We start from the raw sequence: 19,470 nt of genomic DNA on the forward strand, positions 1-19,470 counted from the left end.
AAGATTAGACGGATTCTATGAATAACTTTATTAAAAATAATAGAATAATGAACAGAAGAAAATTTTTCAAAAACGGATCGCTTCTTACGTTAGGAGCAACTTTATTAAATCCTATCAATGTTCTTGCCAGTGGTACCAATAATGATTTAACATTTAGAGGGAAAAAAGCTAAAAATATAATTATAATAATTAGTGATGGGATGAGTATAGGTACCTTAAATATGGCGGACTTATACCTCTCGAGAAAGACTGGGATGGGGACTAATTGGTTACAACTGTACAAGGATAATCTGGTAAGTAGAGGGTTAATGGATATGGCTTCAGCAAGTTCTATCGTAACAGATTCTGCCGCTGCAAGTTCTTCATGGGGTGGAGGTGAACGTGTATATAGCGGTTCTATAAATATGGGCACCAAAGGAGAAGCTCATATGCCATTATGGCAAAAATTTAAGAGTGTAGGTAAAAAAGCTGGGTGCGTAACAACTGTATCGATTACTCATGCTACTCCAGCAGGATTTTGCGTAAATGAAAAGTCGCGACACGCTCAAGATAAGATAGCAGAAAAATACTTAGAGCAGAAATTTGATGTAATGATGGGGGGTGGTGATAATTATTTTTCTTCAGAAAAAAGGAAAGATAAAAAAGATATGTATGCTAGTTTTATATCTTCCGGATATCAAGTAGTTAAAACTAGGAAGCAGATGATGGGGGCGGAAGATAATAGACCTATTCTAGGTGTCTTTGCGGATGATGGCTTACCTTATTCAATAGATAGAGAGAACAGTAAAGAACTACTGCAAAATGTTCCAAGTTTAGCTGAAATGACTCAGAAAGCAATAAGTTTGATGAAAGATCATTCTGAAGGGTTTGTACTTCAAGTAGAAGCAGGAAAAGTAGATTGGGCAGCACACGGAAATGATATTTCGGGTCTTATTGGAGATCAGGTTGCTCATGATGAGGCCATAAAGGTAGCTATTGATTTCGCAACTAAAGATGAAGAAACTTTAGTGATTATAACCACAGATCATGGTAATGCAAATCCAGGTTTAATTTACGGTAATGAAGCTAATGATAATTTTGATTCAATTCAACATTATAAACATACCAATGATTGGATTTTAAAAGGTTTAGGAAAAGAAACTTCTATGTCTCGAATAAAAGAACGTGTAAAATATGCCAATGATGTTATACTATCTGATGATGAGGCGAAAAAGTTATTAAGTTATTATACCGATTTAAAAACTGAAGATGGATTGTACAATCCCAGACATCTACCTTTTAAAGTATTAGCAGAAATTCAACAACAACATAATTCGGTAGGTTGGATTAGTATGAAACATTCAGCTGATTATGTAGAATTAGCAATGTTTGGACCAGGAAGCCAAATGCTAAAACCATTTATTAAAAACACAGAGTTACATTATTTTATGCTAGAAGCGGCAGAAGTTGAGAATAATTTTTAAAAAGAATAATTTTTATTTTACATCGCCATAAGTTAAAAGTTTACAGTTTTACATTTGACTGTAGTTTTGAGTTAGTAGGAAAGCGGAGCATGTCTCCGCTTTTTTTTTATAAAAAGGAAAAGGTGTAATCTTACCAAAATTTCCACCAAGGTTTTAATTCTAAATTTGTTGATTTCATCTTTTTATTTGGTTTTATAACTTTCACAAAATAAAAATCGTTTAAATCTAACTCTATAAAATGATAAGTTTCTAGCTTTTTATTTAATTTTTTTACACGACCTCCAAAATCAAAATTATAATTCTCATTATTTTCATTAGCAACACTAACTTCATCTACGCCAGTTTCATTCTTTGTCATAAACAATTGGATCCAATTTCCTGTTTTGAATACTAGATCATCTGTTATGTTTTTGACTTGATAAAACCCTCTAATTTTAGGTTCAAAATTATCCAATTCAATGGGGAGGTATAGGTAATTTACAAAATATGAAAATCTATCAAAATCAGGCAAATTTGTAAAAACGATTGAATATAAATCAGAGTTGTCTTTTTTACGATAAAGATTGATTTCGTCTGTAAAACCTGTGTCAGAATAAAGGTTTGCTAAGTCTTGAAGTGCTTTTAAAAGATCACTTTCTTTTACGTTTTCAACATAAATATAATTATCCTGCATTGGTCGTGAGTTTTAATAATTCTGCTTCCATTTGAGAAACTGCCCTAAACACCTTTAACAGTTTGTTTTTGTATGTATTTTTCTTATTCACCATAACATATTTATATCTGTATTTTGGCTCTACCCGATATGTCTACAAATTATTATTTTTATTGATTGGATTATCAAATTGTATTACAATTTCTTAATTCAACTTGCTTCTTAAAAATTCATCAGTAGAATCAATTTTTATTTCTATCCATATTGGATTGTGGTCAGAAATTTGATTTCGTTTCCAGTATTGATGGTAGTATTTTTCAAATGTTTCATCAGAAACTAAAGTAGATGGATCATCTTTATGTGCTAACATAAAATTATGATATGCCTTTCTCTTATCTTCTGTATAAATTACCTCAAAAGGCTTGTATACGTTTCCTTTTTCTTTACCATTTTCATCCTTTACTAAATGAAAAAAGGTTTTATCAACATTTAGAAATATTCTATCATATACCTCTGTTTCGCTTACATTAGTAACCTTACCAATTAAATTTTCAGCTTCTCTAAAATCCGTTTTGTTAATGATGTCGACAATATCGTCATCGTTCTTATAAAGGTTTGTATCGCCAAGCATAATTAAATTTTCATTCCAAAAGTGCTGTCTTTTTAGTTTCTCTTTTATGGCTTCCATCAAGAGTCGAACTTCTTCTTTTCTAAATTCCTTACTTGCATCTCCTTTGCCTGGTTGCAAATGAATGTTTAATAAAGAAAATGATTTCCAACCTGCTATAAATCCTGTTATTGCTGGTGATCTTTTAAGTTGTTTTATTGCTGAGTCTTTGGTCAATTTATCCCAAAGTACTATTTCACCTGATAATCCAGAAGGTTTTACTTTTCGCTTATCAAATATGTATGCGAAGCGTTCTTTATTCCCATCGGTTCCTTCTGTTATATCCGTTATGGTATAGCTCCAATTACTTCCTAATAATCTCATGATGATAAACAAATCATCTAAACCTGATTTGATTTCCTGAATAGCTACCAAATCAAATCTATTAATTACTTCTGCGATATAAAAATAGGATTCGGGAATGCGTTCTTTTAAATGGCCGAACTCTTTAATATTCCATGAAGCCAACAGTAGACTCGAATCGGCATTTTTACTTGGTATTTTTTCATCTAAATCAGCTCTTATATCAAGAACATCTTTAATGATTCGTTTTCTATCTGAATTGTTTAGTGATGGAAAAATTAAGGCGTAATCAATTTTTTTATCGTCAGATTGTGGTCGAAGGTCGTTGTACCAAGGCATAATAGAGTGGTTTTAAATTAAAAATACATTAAATTCTTACAAATTGCTACAATTTCTATTTAAAAATTTAAAAACCCTTCGATTAGGCTTGTATGAATTATGGATAGCGATTTATTAAGTAGGTATTTCATTTACTTTATAATCGGAATTTTTCTCATTAATATATGTGTCATAATTGGATTGTATAAACTTCAACTCTCTTTCAATTCTTTTATGTTGGTACAATTTTTTATAACCTAAAGCTTTTTTTAGACGTTCGAATCCTTTCTTTGTGATAACTACGAACCATCCATTTCCACTTTCTGAATGCAAGTTTCTACTGTTATTATATTCTTCCCCTGACTGCCAATAAATTGATTCAACTACTACATTATCTTTTTCATCTAACCACCTAAAGTATCCATCAGGACTTAATTTTAATTCCATATGTTGGGCTAATCCTCTGTTAAAGGCCAACCAATTTCTTTTTTGATTGAATGTCATCAACCAATTATAGTAGGTAATATTATTCGTAAACTCTCCATATTCATAATTCTCATAATAGCATTTAGAAATTGTAGAAAATATGAGATTAGATTTAATAGCATTATCAAAACTATCAATAAAGGATTGTCTATCTTCCCTTACATGTCCATCGCCCTGACCTTTAATTGTTGCCGTCTCCGCAAGTATAATTAAGTCTCCAAAAACAGAAAATTTAAGAGTTTCATCTAAGAGCTCTTCCGTAATTTCATGTGCCCATTTCCTGTCTGCTGATGGTGCATAATTGTCTTTTTTTAGGATGGATGATATAAATTTTGGTTTTTCTTGTGGTTGAATTAAATATATTGATTCATCAAATATATTTGAGATATAATCAGCTAGCTCTGTCTCAATTTTTCTGAGCTCTACCAATTCTTTCAAAACTATCATCATTCCATTAATTACAGACTGACTTCTTGGCCTTAAATATGTAGTTCTTACACCAAACCTATTATTAAATAAATTTCTTAATTCTTCTTCAGACAAGTTTCTATACCATTCTGGAATAATCATATTTTTAGAATGTTGCTTTACTCTTGTAGCTAAGTTAATTAATTCATAATCAGTTTGATCGGTTATTAACTCAAGTTCTTTTTTATATATCCAAACATATTCGATGGGGTTATCGGTATCGGGCAAATAACCTGTTTCACCAATTCTATCAAATCGAACATCTTCACTCAAAATCAGGCTTCTTGAACCATCAAGTTTTAACGAATATGTCAGTGGTTCTTTTTTTGATTTAACTTCATACAAGTTTTGAGAATTAACTTTCATCCTTTCAAGGACTCTAATTGAAATAGAATGAATATCATATCTATCATGATTTAACATGTTGACTATTTTACTATTAAAATCTGTTAAAAATTCAACATCAATCAAGCTTATTCCCGCCACAAGCTTAGTGAATGTATAATAATATTCTTTCTTGTATATCTCGGTCAACAATACTTTGATTAAATTTTTGTTCTCATGAAAGTCATTTAATAAGATTTCAATAATAAAATCATCAAACCTAGAAGGTATTTCTATCAAAAAAATTATAGTTCGATAGAGCAATTCTTCATTAGTTAAACCACCATCTATTTCAGGTGTGCCTTCTGTTATATAGTGAGATTTTAAAAGTTCGTTTTTGTATTTATAAATTTCTTTATATATATCCTCAATTTTAAGTTCCTCTGACATCAGTTTGAATACGGAATCATACTTTCCAATTAAAGATTCATGATTAATATTAAAGTTATAAGAAAAATCTTTTATAGCTTCATTTTGAACGTATTCTTTATCGTCAATTTTGTGATATAGACTAAATGCTTTCATTCTTATATCATTATCATAAACTTCATCCCAACTGTTATGTTTGGATTGATTGAGAGCATTTTCTATGAGTTCTTTTGTTTTCCCCGAATCCCCCTTATCATAGAAAATTTGTGCATATTTTATCAAATCAACACTACTATAATTTTTAATCTTTAACAATGATTTTAATTGTTCTAAATTTAGACTTGGAGAAAGGTTCTCAATAATAATCAGCCAATTAAAATATCCATGGTTTTCCTCTTTACTTATTAATTCGACTAGATGATCATAATCTTTAATAACTTCTATTACTTCATCCTTAGAATATGAAGTTCCGTCTTTAAGTGTTAAATACGAACTAGAATCTTTATCTTTTTTAATAATTTCAATATTCAATCCAATTTCTTCTAAATCAAATCCCTTTACAAGTGAATAATCTTTTAGTTTCAATAAGTAATCATCTCTATGTTCAAGAATTGTGTAGATTTTAATATCCTTAATTATCTTTTTTAATTCAGAAGTTGATAAATCAAGCTTTAATAATTTAAAAAAGAAACTTTCTCTGTTATAATGGTTATTATCAAATGCTAAAACCAATCTGATGTATAACGAAACAAAAAGTGTTCTCTTTTTAGGGAATTTTTGAAGAAAATATTCTAAAAGAATTTCAACTCCATCATTAAGTTCAACTAGCCCCTCCATAAGTAAGTATTTGAACATTTCAAATCCATTACCCTTGTCGAGTGAATAAATAAAAATTTCTTTGGCAGGTGTACGGGAACCTGAATTTACTTTTTGATAGATTGAGTCTAACCTATCTAGGTAATATTTTAATTCATTAGAATCAACTTCTTCAAATTTTCCCAACCAACTAACCAAATAATCAATTTGATGATCTTTTTCTCCCCTCACATCGAGTGAGATTTCCATCAAATGATTTAAAATTTCTTTTCCTTCATTGATTCTTCCTAATAGAGCCCATAGTTTGACTTGAAAAACACCTTTATCAATCCTGTCAGTATTATACCCATCTTGAAAAATTGAAGTATTAAGCCTTATTAGATGTCTTGTACACCATTCATCATTTTTTTTACTCTTTATTACCCATTCTAGCACTTCTTGCTGTTTGTTTTCTTTCCAGTACTTTTCGTTTTTATTCCACTCAATAGAAACTTCGGAAAGAATCTCATTAAATAATTCATCTGACACTTTTAAAGAGAGCTTCAATATAAGATTTATTATATCTGCTTTATTTTCATGAATTGAATATTCATGGCCTTTTTCAGTTATATGATTATGAAAATAATGGAATATTTGCTTAATCCTATAAACAAATTCAATTGAGGCTTCTTTACTTTCAAGATGGATATATGCGTATGATTTTCCTAATTCTGCATATTCATTGCAAAAAGCTGTTAAATAAAGGTTTTTTAAATCTGGAACAAAAGAGTTGGTATTGGTTAAGAATTTTTGATAAATTATATAATATAACCTCGAATAATTAAAAACATAGTTGTACAAATCATAATGATCAATTGAACTTCCTTTGTCCTTATTTATAGGTGCTGTTAATTTTTCAAACACCAACTTGCCTCTTTTTAAATCCTTGTTAATTAACACTTCAAATAGAGCTAACCTTATATTAATCTTATTGTTTTTAGTCACATTCCACTTTGAAAGTTCGTTTTTACAATAATTATAAAAATCATCATCATCATCAAGGTTCCAAACAATCTTAAAATAACAATAAAACAATTCATCTTTTGTCCCTATATCATTAACTATTGATATAAGTTCTTTGAGACCTTCCCAATCTTTTGCATCAATTCTTAATTGTAAAATCTCATATATCGATTCTGACAGAACATCTCTACCTTCATCTGCAGGAAACTCTTTTACAACTTCGAAATTTTTCAATTTTTCAAAAATTTCACTTAAAGGGTTGAAGACGCTTGAAGCCTTCGCCCATGTAGACATCAATTCAACTTCATCTATTTGATATACTGAATCTCTGGTTATTTTTCTTGAAGACACTTCCTTGACATTGTTTAAAATGAATGTAGGTTCCGCTTTTCTGAAAATTTCCAAGGATAATTCTGAATAACCTTTTTGATATAACAACAACGAGTAATCTAATGCAACTTCTTTTTCTACCAATAATTCAACGCTATTGTAAATGAAAGAATTAGCCAAATCTATCATTGATAATTTATGATAACTTTCGTAATGTAAACTTGGTGTGAAATTATTTATTCTTTGTCTAAGTTCGTATTCTGATAGAGAACAAATAAGTAGTGTTTTTAAACTTTTTATTAAACCACCTGCTTGAGCGACCAATTTAATATCATCATTTATATATCTAGTGTTTCTATATTCAAACCATTGTTCTCTAAAGTACTCTTGAGAAATTGTTTCGACAATTAAACCATACTCTTTTGCTTCAAATAAATGATAAATAATATTCCACTTGTATTCATCATTAATATCTTTAATTCCTTCATATATTTTTAAATGAAAACTTATGTTTAAATCACTATCATATTCTTCTGAGAATATATCTTTTGATGTTTCTTCAATTAGAAACTCTTTAAAGCTGTTATGAAAAAATTGCCATAAATTTCCTTTTTTGAAGAAATAATGCTCTGACATTTTTTTTGCCTCTTCAGCTTCTTCTCTTGAAAAATTGAAATTTGATAATAATTTCACATCTATATATGAATATCTAAATCGTGAGAGAACCCCAAGCAATTCAACAAACCTAACTTTTGTTTTAATATTATTCCAAAATATTCTATACTCATCATAAATATCTCCACTAAAAATATTCTCATTTATGATTTCATCAACTTTATCAAAGCCTTTACTAAAAAATGCCTCTATTGTATACCTCAGAAATAATGGATGCCCTTTTGAATTAGTAAAAAGGTTTTCTAACTGATTTTGATCTAGTGTTATATCATATGACTTTGTAAGATTGTCAACTTGTTCCTTAGAGAAAGGTTTAATAGTAATAATTCTTTGTTTGTTTATAAGATCAAGCTTGATTCGTTGAGGAAGATCATCTAATCTTTCAATAGTTCTTGTGCCAAGAATAAAATATACGTTTTCAGGAATTTGTTCTGGTAATGGAAGAATAGATATTAAGCTTTTGTTTATCTTCTGCTCCCTTTCTATATGATCTAATCCATCTATTAAAATAAATGTTTTAACTCCACTTTTAGAAATTTTATTCAGTTCTTCTTTAAGGTGTTTTTGCAAGTCTTCAATATCGTTAGTAGGTAATCTATCTTGTATTGAGGCTCCTTTTTCTCTAATTTGAACTAATAAATCTTTTAAGAATATTTTTGCTTCACCTCTATAACCTGAATTATAGTTCATATCCTTATTTACATAGGCATAATACTTTAAAACTCTATGGTCGCAATCATTTAACCATTTTGTTAATAAGGTCGATTTACCTGAGCCTGCATTACCTATTAAGGCAATATAACCTTGATTGTCAATGGAAGCTAATTCGTTTAGTCTACCAACGGTTTCCTTGATCGGTTGATAATGTAACTCATCAACGAAAAAAGAATGTCTAAAATGAGTTTCATATCTATATCCAAGACCGAAATCAGTAAGAATGTTATCTTTAGTTAATTTTACATTTCCTTTACGACCAATAATTTCAAATATTGACTTTGTAATTTTATCAATATCTTCCTTTCTTTTTCTCCAGGTGTAATTATCGATGATTTGATTCTCAATAGTATCGTGTTCAAAAATGAATTCAAAATCTATTATAAATTGAATTAAGTCAATTTCATCGGCATTTGTCAATGTCTTTAACTCTTCAAAAACGGGTTGCCAAGCTAATGGGATATTTTCAAGATTATACTTGCCTGATTTTATTTTATTCCAAAAATTCGAGCAAAACTTTTTAAATGAAGGTTTAGAAGCACCTTTATATGCAGTTATTCTGTCATCTTCAGAAGGACTTTGTGTAGTAACAATTTTAGCTTCTAGAATATGGTTAGGGTATTGAGTCTTTATTTTTAACCAACCTTTAAATGACCCTTCTAAAATACTTTCTGTTTCTGAGAAGATAAAGGATGAATATGAAAATTTTGAGGAAGAAATATTTTTAACTTGATAAGCTATTATTTTGTTCTCTAAACCAATTAAGACGTCATCTAACTTTCCAACTTCACTGCTTGCTAATTCAACCCATTCGATTTCATCATTTAAAAGATAGTCATAAATTTTGGTTGCAAAAATCTCATACTGTTTATAATATCCAGAAATAGCCGCAACTTCCCCTCCATTATTTATATTTAAATTCATTAAGTACTAATTTTAAAAAGATATAAATTTAGGCAAATTACACTATATATTTACATCAAAAAACGTTATGTTTTGATTCATAAATAGTTATTACACAATTTCATCAAAATAGTTAACATTATAGTTCTAGTATTTTTCTAGCCATTTATACAAATTTAATAAAGACATTCTGTAATTTTCATTTTTTGTAGTAACCTCAACGTTTGTCAATTCTTCTTTTAGTAAACCCATGTTTTTTATAAAAGTTTCTTTATCCATTTGAGAGAACATTGTTTTGATAACGGCTGTATTTGTTTTTTTAAAATCCATTTAGACACAATTTTTTAATTAATAAATCTTAGGCAACCGAAACGAGGAAGCGATAGTATCTAGCAAATCCCTTTGCTTTACTATTGCGATGCGTAAATTGCCTAACGGTTTATTATGATGAGGAACAGGTTAACAGGTTGAGCGAAGCGAACCACTATAAAGGCGAAGCCGCCGGCGAGTGCCAGAACCGACACACAACATTGTTTAATCTTAAAAGTTGTGTGCCACAATTAGACTTTTTTGGCGATTTTATTGCGTAATACACGGTTTTCAAAAAGGCTTTTTCAGACTTTTTTAAAAACGTGTTTTACCTGCCAGCTAAATTCAGGAATCTGTTTTGGGTAACTATTATTTAAAAAGAACCTCAACATAAACTGCCAAAATAGATTTTGAATTTAAAAGCTCTTTGCCCGATCAAGCATTGAGGGCAATGTGCTTTTTGGCTTGCAATAAAAGTGACGAAAAAGTCTATGCAGTAGGTTCTGGCAAATGCAGGCGAGCCCAATTAAAGAGCGGTTACACCCAATAAAAATCTCGTGCGTTAGCACACCTTAAAGGGTTTGGGTGTAAAAGTAGCTATGGGTGAGCACCAAACATTACACAGTGCAAGAAACGAATGGATTGTGCCGACCGAAGGCGAGGCATAAGGAATGGTGCAAGGCAAATTTCCAATTTGACGGCACGTTTTTGTACAGGGATACTGTTTGGTGCGAACACCGCTTAACCTGTTAGCGTGTAGTGCAACGGAACGGGAGCGACCTTTGGGAGCGAGAGAGAAACACTATTAGTATTCGTGACTATAAGGTTTTATCCCTCGCTTTAGAAGGTTCGTAACTCACGTTGAGACTTCCTTAATCGAGTTGAGGAGCTTTATTTTTTACTAATAATTAGATTAGTAAAAGACATGGTTTCAACGCTAGGAAATATAATTAACTATTAGAAAGTTATACTGCCTACTTCAATTTCTTCTTCTTCCTCATCAAGTCTTAATATTGAAATGTTCTTAGATTCATTTTCTTTTCCATAATTTCGATAGATGGTTATTTTTAAAATTGTAGGGCCCGATATTTTTTGAACATTGTCTGTAAAATAATCTATTGAAATTTTGTATTTTCCTTTTATCGCATTTTTTAACATGAATTCTTCTGGACCATAACCTTCGGTTAGATCTTCAGACATATGTCCGCCAATTTTTGTTTCGTTGTTTTTATAATAGGCCTCTTCTTTATTAGGATCTATTACCCACAAATCAAGATCTGTTTCTTTATGATTCCAATCTACTACTATTCTAATATCCACAGGTAATTTTTTAAACTGTTTTCTAAATGATTTTTTTAGTTTTAATTTCTTACCATATTTATTTACTAATCTAGATAATTCGATATAAGCCACATGCTCTATTCCATAGAATAACTCTTCTTCATCTTTTTCAAGAAGGTCTCCGTTATATATTTTATATAGTAAATCGTAGCTTTTTTTGAAATTACCTATTTCTTCATATGCTAAGGCTAAGTCTCTATATGACTGGGGCTCTTCAGGTCTGAGTTCTAATATTTTTTCATATACCAATACTGCCATTTTGTATTTTTTAAAATATTCCAATTTATAGGCAAGAGCTTTCATTAGTTCATAATTATCCAGCTCTATTTCCATTAGATTTGTCAGTACCGTTATTGCTATTTCTGAATTTCCTTTTTTATCAAAGAAATCGGCTACATCTAAATAAAATGTAGGAATGTTAGCATATTCATCTCTTATTTTTAGATACCTATTATAAGCATCTTCAACAGTCTTTTCTTCTTCAAGTATTTTGATATAGGGTTCATCAGGATTCCAAGGTTGTAATTCCGTTTTACTTGATATTTTTGTATTGAATTCCTGAATGGATTCTGAGTTGTTTTCTACTCCTTCTTTTGTCGTAATCAATATAACACCATTAGCTGCTCTAGCTCCATAAATAGCAGATGCACTTGCAGCTTTTAGTACACTCATCGAATCAATATCTTCAGGGTTTAAAGTACCCATGGGGCTTACCTCAACTACTACACCGTCAACAACATATAGTGGTTGTGATGTTTCTATTGAACTCGCTCCCCTTATTTGTGTAGTCTCTGAAGCTCCAGGTGCATAAGTGACGTTTACACCTGTGACTTTTCCAGATAGAGCATTAGAAACTACAGTAGAGACTGAAGCAGTTATTGATGCTTTTCGCTGTGATCCATAACCCACAACGACCACTTCATCAAGATTATTAGCACTTTCATCTAGTTTAATATTTATCTCATTTGTATTTTCAACGATATAATTCGTTGTATCAAAACCTATAAACGAAAATTCAAGCTCATCATTTTGATTTGCGTTCAATGCAAATTTTCCATCAAAATCGGTATTTGTACCATAAGTAGTTCCCTTTACAACAACATTTACACCTGGTAATGGTAATCCGTCACTTGCCAACACTACACCAGAAATTATATTCTTTGTTGAGTCTAACTGCACATTATTATTAATTGTAGCTACATCATTTGTTTCTCTAGAATTATTTTGAGGTTGTAAAGGTTCTTCCTCAACTTCTGTTTCTGTAGTTTGTGGTGTTGATTCTTGTGGTGTGGTGTTAGCGACCTTTTTTTTAGTTTGATCTCTATTCCTTTTAGGAAATTTAGTTTTATACCAAGTTAAAATATCTTGATAGTCTTCAAAAATTTCTTCTTTTCTTTCTTGAATATCTTCTAATTTCCAAGCAATTTCTTCTTCTTTATACTTTACCAACTCTTTGTATTGTTGCTTCAGTTCTGCTGGTGGTTCAATTTGATATTTTACATAGTCTTCAATTCTATCTAGAATTAACATTGATGTAAAATCTGTCATTAAATGATACTGTTTGGCTAGTGAAATGATGGACTCTTTATTTTCTTCCTTATGTTGATTTAAGAATGCTAGTTTTTTCTTTGCCCATAATCTTTTTACCAACTTATTTTCATTATTCGCTTTGATATCTATTTTGGAAGTTTCCGTTACTTTTCCGTTATATCCAAATAGTAACTCAATACTCGTATTTTTTTTGAATTTACCACTTATAGAAAAGCTAGAATTTACATTTGTGTTCTTTTTCGGATATACTTCAGTGACATTATTGGATGGTTTAATTCCTAAGAACTGGAAAGTTTCTTGTTTTAAAATATTGATTGCGTTTGTATCTGAAAGTCGAGCTAGATTGATATAATTAGCTCCAGATTTAGTAGCAATAGCTTCTAACAGTTCATGGTTTGATGATGTCATGGCATTCAAACAATATGTTGGACTATTTTTAGATAATTTAAAATCACCTAAATTGGACAAACCATCAGAGAACAATAACACCTCGTCCGTTTTATTCAATTTGGTTTTACTCAAATCAAAAGAAGTACCACCATCATAATGAATTGCTCTTATTTCATTTTCTAGGCTATCCATATTACCCTTAACAATTGAAAACGACTTGTTCTTACTTATAGAGTTGTTAATAGAAATAAATTGTATCTCAACATTCTCTAAATATTCAACATACTCTTTTAGTATCCTGATTTCTTTTTCAAGATTTCGAAATCGCATCGATAAGGACGCATCCCATACAATTGTGATTTGTTTCGGTTTTACTTTTAGTCTTGTTTTAGGTGTACTTGTTTTATAGCTATAGAAGTATTCTTTATACGTGGCTACATTTTCTTTTGATGTATTCGTAGGTATTTCAATTGTTACGGATTCATTAGGGATATGATTCTTTTTACTTATTGTAGATAAGTAGGCGTTTCCGATTAACTGAAAGTCTGTATTCTTATAGTTTTCGGTGTTTATTTTTGGGATGTCTCCATTATCGGGAATCATTAAGGTTAATGAAAACGAATCTAAGGTTTCTTTGATGTTTAAAGGCAAAACATATTGTAACGTATTATCTGAAGTGTACAATTGTTGCTCATAGGTAATGACGATTTGTTTGTGCTTTTTTGGTAAGATTGGATACACTCTTGCTTTATAATTATTGCCTTGTGTTTTCTCTAATAATCCAGGATCAATATTTTGTCGTACCGTATTTTCAAAAGCGACTCTCGCTAATTCTTTTTCCACGATTACGGCATCACGTAAATTTCCATTTACCTCCATGGCAAAATTTGATACCGATTGGCCTTGTCCTAAAGGAAAAGCTAATTCACCTTCTAAGGTTCTATCTAACTCGTTATAGAACTTCATATCATAGGTTGTGGTTGCTGTATTTCCTATAATATTTACATTAACTTTTAAGTCTGTCAATTTTAAGGTGCTTTTATCTTTGAGGAGAACTTTGGGAGCTTCTTGAGTAAACGCAATAGCATTTAACATTAGAAAACTAAGTATGATTAATTTTTTCATGGTTAGTGAGTTTTTAATTTAAAGTAAAACTCATCATTAATTATTGAATAAAAAATGAGAAATGCGTGAAGTGGTCATTTAAGTTAGGGAAACGACCAAGACACAAAGTTATTAAGAAGATTAACTAAAAAGTATATGAGAAAAGGACAGGTTAAAATTATGAATATTGTTACAACTGCTTAATGATTTTAGATTCGAAGATTAGATTTCCTGATTTTATTTTCAAAACATAAATTCCTGAGGAAATGTTGCTAATATCGATTTTATTCGTTCCACTAAAATTTTTTAGTTTTTTACCGGACATGTCATATAATGTAACTTCATCAATAATGTAATCATTCAATTTAATGTTAATATGGTTTTTGGTAGGATTAGGAAACAATAGAATTTTGTTTTTTTTAGTTACTACATCAGAATAATCTGCAACAGCTAAAACATCATCAAGGTTGTATTTTCTTATGTAACCTCTTGCCCACGAATACCATTGAAAGGTAGATATTTGATTTCCGATTGAACCAGTTGTTATTAAATATCCATCTTTGTCTTGTTGAGAATACCAATGTCCAACATATCCATCTATATACAAAAGTTCGGTCATCTTAGAATTTTCATCAAAAACTCTTACGGTATTATCAAATGTTCTAGCGTATAATATATTATTTTTAAATTTACTTAAATAAGAACCAACACCCGACATCTCGAAAGAATTATTGCTGGAAAATAAGCTTAAATCAGCATTATAAACTTTGGAATATTCGTTTTTTAATCTCACGAATATTTTACCATTATCTAAAACTAGTAAATCATAAATTACGATTGAGGTAGTGTTTGAATTGTATCGATTATCGAAAGTTAATTTGTGCAACCTATTGTTACCAGAAATACTGTAAGATATTGTTCCGAACAAAAGGTCTCCGTTTTCACTTATATTAGGAAATCGAACGTCGGACTTGGGACTTAAGTGCAATGATCTTTTAAATATAAGGTTATCTAGATTATACAAATACATGCTAGGATCATTTAAATTGAAATCTGAGTTCATATAAAAATAGACCTCACCTGCATTACTCACAAATCCTTTGGTGTAATAAAGCCGGTCGTATTTATAACTTTCAATCAAATCACCGGAATTGCCATCCAATTTGTATATGGTGGTATAGAAATTAGCAGAATCACCAGATGGGAATGATTTAAATGTAGCAAGATATATATCGTTATTATTTACAATAAGATCTGCAGAAAGAACACTATTTATTTTGAATACAATTTCACCTTCAGGTGAAATTTTAATAAGTGTATATTGATTTTCAATATCGGGATCTCCATCATTTTGAACATTTGCATAAATATTATTGTTACTGTCAATTTTCAGTAAATTATCTCTACCACTATTTATTATACTGTAGATTTTAGGAATTTCTAAATTCCATAACAAATTTAAATTTGAATCAAATTTGTATACATAACTGCTCGTAGGTGAGATGACAGAGCCAATAAAATAGGCTCGAGGACCCATTTTTTCCGTCACAAACACTACATAATTGTTATCATCATCAATTAACACCTTTTGTTGAAAGGACAAGGAAGTGCCTCTTCCAGAAAACTCATAGTTATTTATGATTGTTGAACCTTCTATTTTTTCAGCAATGATGTCTAACTGTGAATCAAGTTCTGATTCTGGGAACATTTTACCTAAACGTGTACCCATTGCTATTATATTATTGTCATCAACCTTTGAAAAATTCACTAATGAATACGTATCTGAGGTATTAAATGACCTAATAAAATTTAAATCGCTTGAAAATAGGTTTATATTTGAATTACTAGTAGTTAAATAAAAACTACCATCAATATTTGTTGTCAAATTTGTTGTTAAGAAGTCATTTTTTTTTGCCTTAGTTTGTAATTCATTAGTATCGTTAACAGTTAAAAACTCTGTTGAGTTATCATTTAAATTGTTAGCAACTATAATGTGCTCGTTTTCTTCATTAATAAATGTATCTATTAAATAATAGTCATCTGATACTGATGTTGAAACTATATATATTAACCCCGTGACTGCATCTATTTTAGCAACTTGTAGTGTGTGAGTGTAGAATGGATCATATACCCCTCCAAACACATTAGGACAAGCTAAATATATATTTTTATTATTATCAATTGTCATGTGAACGTTGTCTGATAATATGGTACTGTTAAAATAAGTTACAAAGTCATTATCAGATATTTCTAGTGATGATTGATTGGTGCTATTCGTTAGCCGATGTAATTCATAGGTAAACAAATAGTTAACTTCATCAATTAGTTTTTTTGTAAGTAAATAATAAGTACCATCCTTGATTATACCAGTTACCCCTTGATTGGGAATTATTTTTTCAAATGAACTTATGGTATTACCATTGCTATCAATTTTCAAAAATTTAAATATGTTTGTACCAATGTTTACATTAATAGGCTCATAGACTAAGTCGATTGACCCGTCATTGTTTAAATTAGCGTTTAGATAGGAATAATCTGTAAAATCGGAACCGTCTAAAGCACCGATAATTTTGTTAAACAATAAATTACCGTTTACATCATATTTTATTATAAAGATAACGCCGTTTGATCTGGAGGATTTTAAAGAGCTTCTGCCTATTACATACAATTCATTTTGTTCTGAAACGAAGGTTTTAAATGGTACGTCATAGGATAAGTCAGTAGGTATAGAATATGTTTTTGACCATACCTTATTTAGGTTAGCATCCAGCTTTATAGAAATAATATCATTGAAAGTAGTATCTTTTTCTGTGGTACCAATAATTAAACTATTGCCATTACTATCTATATGTGAAAACATACCAATATCTCTATTTGTATGATGGTTTAATCCGAAATTATTACTTGCTATTGGTTCTTCAAAATCTTGTGCTGATAGAGATAATTGAATAAAAAAAATAAATAGAATAAGTAAGTGTTTTTTCATAGCGATCTGGGTTCCTTTTCGTGTCTAAATTAAGAATTTAATAGATAGAGTAGTGTGTTGAATCGTATTTTTTCTTTATTTCAAATATTATTTGGATATCTAATTGAGCTTTAGGCAAACTCCCTCCGTCTACAATGATTTAGTTAAACTGTATTATTTGTATTCGGTTCAATTTTAGTATATTTAAATACTTAACCCATGCCTCAGCTGACCCACAACTCACATTCTGTCCTTCTCAATCGAGTGGAGGAGCTTTGTGTGTGACTACAATTTGGCGTTAGCGTAAATCCCTCCGTCTTCTGACAAAAGTCAGAATCCACCTCCCTTTGATTAAAGGGAGGAGCTTTTGTGTGTTGCTTTTATTTAAATTCTTTCATAACTTCAAAAACAAACCTAATGAGCTTCGCTCGGTATTTATTATAATACACCCCTAAAGTCCCCTCAAGGGGACAATCCTTCTAATCAAAATATCGTTTGAGCTTCGCTCGGTATCTTCAATGAAACTTATTTTCATTTCGATAATCCTGGAGGAGACAATTGTTCTAGAAAGCATTTCGTTAGAGCTTTGCTCGGTATCTTCTAGGTGAGGAGCTTTGTGTAATGCTCATGGACTTAATTTGGTAGTTTGAAGAAGAGAATTTCACCGGTGAAGTGAATGTTTGAAACTACTTCTTTGTTTTGGAGTTTTTCTAAATCGTCATGGAGTTTTATTAATGATTTGGAACGTTTTGGAAAAGCTGATTCTAAATAGTTTTCTAGTTTTATAATTTGATTTTGTGTTTTGTTATAATCAAAATTGTTTAATGAATTACTTTGAAGTAAATTGATAAGTCGGCTTAACTTGGCTTTGGAATAGTAATATTTGTTGTTGCTATATTGTAGGTTATCTTCTTCTAATTGTATCTTGTAGGATAGGTCTCTAATTTGATTTTCTAATTGATGGTTTAAACTGTCTTTGTAGGATGAAACAAAATGTAAATTGTATTCATTCTCCAGGTCAAAATACGTTCCTCGACTGAGCTTTTCTTTGGTAATTACCTCAACGGGTTGATTGACAAAAATTTTTCCCTCCGCTATAAATTTATTCGCTAATACATTGTTTATACTGTCTAAAGAAATGTTTTCAAAACTAATAGTTTTTACAGATAATGCTTCTTTCATTTTTTTTGGAGTTAATGCGTTGATTATTTGCCCTTGTCTGTCTTCTGACAAATGAATTAGTGTATCTCCAAGTATGTAACATTGAAATAAATCGGCAAAGATTAAATATCCCGTTCCTTGATAATTATTTTGAAATACATTAAAATCGTACTTAACATCTAAAAGGGTATTTGATTTTTCAAATTCCCGATGTAAGTGTGTGATGTCATTGAACTTTTTATTGTAGGTAAACCAGAATCCGTCTTTAAAGAGATCTTGTAAAAAGATTGTTGACAATGAAAAGATGAATAATACGATTCCTTCTTGTTTCATATTTCCTGTTCGAATTCTGAGTTCTACATTGGCAGGAATTACACAGGGGTTTCTGTAAAAAGGATAAAACAATGGAATTCCTTGAATGGTAAACATATCTAATAAGAAATGAGAGAAAATGGCAAAGAATACGATTAAAGATAGTTTATGATTATCATCACCAATCATTTGAAAATGTTCTAGCATATATACTATTGTAGTAACCAATCCTAAAAATATAGCACTATGTGTGATTGTACGGTGACCGTATTTTACACTAATCCATCTTGCAAGTGGATATACGGCTTTGCCGATGATACTTTTGGTGTGGTCTATGTCTGGCAATAAACTGCAAATGATAGTTGCAGTAATAAACATTGGGTTCTCGAAAATATTGGTATTCCACAGTGAACAAAAAATACCTGTTATGACAATTCCTCCAGCTAAATGATTGGGTGCTGTCATTAAGCATTCTGTAATTGATAATGGTTGCTGTCTAATTCTTTTATTTCTCCTATCAATATTCCGGTATAAGAGACTTGACTCAGATACACTTGTTTGACCACAAACATTTTGGGTTTGATTCTTAATTTGGTATCATCAAGAATTATCTTGTCACCCATTGAAGGTTTTTTAGAAGTTTGTAATTGACCTATTTCCTTGTCATTCTGATCAACTAATCTAAAGTTGAAAAATAAGTGGTCTGTGTGTTCTGTTACTATTCCGTAAACTGTTTTGTAAATCCATTTTTTGTACATGACTTATAAATTTTAATTTGTTAATATTT

Annotated in this window: 9 protein-coding genes; 1 reads left to right on the forward strand and 8 read right to left on the reverse strand. The window is 30.3% G+C overall.

Annotated elements, in window-relative coordinates; translation table 11 throughout:
* The first annotated feature begins 47 nt into the window (after positions 1–47).
* A complete protein-coding gene (locus JBL43_RS05210) occupies positions 48–1,463 on the forward strand; it encodes an alkaline phosphatase (RefSeq protein ID WP_117879570.1) in 1,416 nt (471 codons plus the stop codon).
* A gap of 130 nt (positions 1,464–1,593) precedes the next feature.
* Here the strand turns inward: JBL43_RS05210 and JBL43_RS05215 are convergent, their stop codons facing one another.
* The 8 genes from JBL43_RS05215 to JBL43_RS05250 all read right to left on the reverse strand — a co-directional run bounded on the left by JBL43_RS05215 (position 1,594) and on the right by JBL43_RS05250 (position 19,441).
* On the reverse strand, positions 1,594–2,136 hold the full coding sequence (locus JBL43_RS05215; RefSeq protein WP_198840406.1) for a hypothetical protein: 543 nt from the start codon (positions 2,134–2,136) through the stop codon (positions 1,594–1,596).
* 184 nt (positions 2,137–2,320) lie between these two features.
* Positions 2,321–3,424, reverse strand: a complete 1,104-nt coding sequence (locus tag JBL43_RS05220; RefSeq protein ID WP_198840407.1) for an endonuclease/exonuclease/phosphatase family protein — start codon at positions 3,422–3,424, stop codon at positions 2,321–2,323.
* A gap of 114 nt (positions 3,425–3,538) precedes the next feature.
* On the reverse strand, positions 3,539–9,571 hold the full coding sequence (locus JBL43_RS05225) for an AAA family ATPase (protein ID WP_198840408.1): 6,033 nt from the start codon (positions 9,569–9,571) through the stop codon (positions 3,539–3,541).
* A 126-nt stretch (positions 9,572–9,697) separates the two neighbouring features.
* On the reverse strand, positions 9,698–9,880 hold the full coding sequence (locus JBL43_RS05230) for a hypothetical protein (RefSeq protein WP_198840409.1): 183 nt from the start codon (positions 9,878–9,880) through the stop codon (positions 9,698–9,700).
* Positions 9,881–10,816: 936 nt separating this feature from the next.
* Positions 10,817–14,266 carry a DUF2135 domain-containing protein gene (locus JBL43_RS05235; RefSeq protein WP_198840410.1) on the reverse strand — a complete coding sequence of 1,150 codons (3,450 nt, stop codon included), beginning with the start codon at positions 14,264–14,266 and terminating at the stop codon, positions 10,817–10,819.
* Positions 14,267–14,435: 169 nt separating this feature from the next.
* Positions 14,436–17,231 carry a T9SS type A sorting domain-containing protein gene (locus tag JBL43_RS05240; RefSeq protein ID WP_198840411.1) on the reverse strand — a complete coding sequence of 932 codons (2,796 nt, stop codon included), beginning with the start codon at positions 17,229–17,231 and terminating at the stop codon, positions 14,436–14,438.
* Positions 17,232–17,843: 612 nt separating this feature from the next.
* Positions 17,844–19,148, reverse strand: a complete 1,305-nt coding sequence (locus JBL43_RS05245) for a metal-dependent hydrolase (RefSeq protein ID WP_198840412.1) — start codon at positions 19,146–19,148, stop codon at positions 17,844–17,846.
* On the reverse strand, positions 19,148–19,441 hold the full coding sequence (locus JBL43_RS05250; protein ID WP_198840413.1) for a hypothetical protein: 294 nt from the start codon (positions 19,439–19,441) through the stop codon (positions 19,148–19,150). The genes JBL43_RS05245 and JBL43_RS05250 overlap by 1 nt, the downstream gene beginning before the upstream one ends.
* Between the last annotated feature and the right edge of the window lie 29 nt (positions 19,442–19,470).

The sequence above is a fragment of the Aureibaculum flavum genome (assembly GCF_016406085.1).
Taxonomy (GTDB): domain Bacteria; phylum Bacteroidota; class Bacteroidia; order Flavobacteriales; family Flavobacteriaceae; genus Aureibaculum; species Aureibaculum flavum.

What these genes read in the sequence shown, in the direction of transcription:
- JBL43_RS05210 (WP_117879570.1), top strand. Translation starts at nt 48, where the DNA reads ATGAACAGAAGAAAATTTTTCAAAAACGGATCGCTTCTTACGTTAGGA.
- JBL43_RS05215 (WP_198840406.1), bottom strand. Translation starts at nt 2,136, where the DNA reads ATGCAGGATAATTATATTTATGTTGAAAACGTAAAAGAAAGTGATCTT.
- JBL43_RS05220 (WP_198840407.1), bottom strand. Translation starts at nt 3,424, where the DNA reads ATGCCTTGGTACAACGACCTTCGACCACAATCTGACGATAAAAAAATT.
- JBL43_RS05225 (WP_198840408.1), bottom strand. Translation starts at nt 9,571, where the DNA reads ATGAATTTAAATATAAATAATGGAGGGGAAGTTGCGGCTATTTCTGGA.
- JBL43_RS05230 (WP_198840409.1), bottom strand. Translation starts at nt 9,880, where the DNA reads ATGGATTTTAAAAAAACAAATACAGCCGTTATCAAAACAATGTTCTCT.
- JBL43_RS05235 (WP_198840410.1), bottom strand. Translation starts at nt 14,266, where the DNA reads ATGAAAAAATTAATCATACTTAGTTTTCTAATGTTAAATGCTATTGCG.
- JBL43_RS05240 (WP_198840411.1), bottom strand. Translation starts at nt 17,231, where the DNA reads ATGAAAAAACACTTACTTATTCTATTTATTTTTTTTATTCAATTATCT.
- JBL43_RS05245 (WP_198840412.1), bottom strand. Translation starts at nt 19,148, where the DNA reads ATGACAGCACCCAATCATTTAGCTGGAGGAATTGTCATAACAGGTATT.
- JBL43_RS05250 (WP_198840413.1), bottom strand. Translation starts at nt 19,441, where the DNA reads ATGTACAAAAAATGGATTTACAAAACAGTTTACGGAATAGTAACAGAA.